Origin of the sequence: Mesorhizobium sp. M1A.T.Ca.IN.004.03.1.1 (genome assembly GCF_003997555.1) — a bacterium.
GTDB lineage: Bacteria > Pseudomonadota > Alphaproteobacteria > Rhizobiales > Rhizobiaceae > Mesorhizobium.
This window is the reverse complement of record NZ_RZTV01000710.1, coordinates 1-253: the sequence shown is the minus strand read 5'-3', so window position 1 is coordinate 253 and position 253 is coordinate 1. Positions and strand designations below refer to the sequence as shown.

At 69.6% G+C, this 253-nt stretch carries 1 protein-coding gene; it reads right to left on the bottom strand.

The genetic code is table 11. From position 1 onward, the window contains the following. A partial coding sequence (locus EOD29_RS33525) for a hypothetical protein (RefSeq protein WP_164764034.1) occupies window positions 1-253 on the bottom strand: 253 nt, incomplete at both ends.

The following is a 253-nucleotide window of genomic DNA, read 5'->3' as shown; positions in this document are numbered from 1 at the left end:
GGATCGCCTTCACAGCCATCTGGGCGGTCGCCCGGCTGTTGATCCCCGGCGTGTTCATCAGGGCCGCAATGCCGCCCTCGCCGTTGCCGCCGCCCCAGGAGGCCGAGCCCATATTGCCGGTGCCGGCGCCGATGCGCACGCCGCCGAGCGGGAAGACCGAAGCCTTCGGGATGAAGGTCGCAGCCGCGATCAGCGCGTCGTACTGGCCCTTGTCGGTCTGCGGCAGGATCTCCGCTTCGGTGCTGAGATTCGG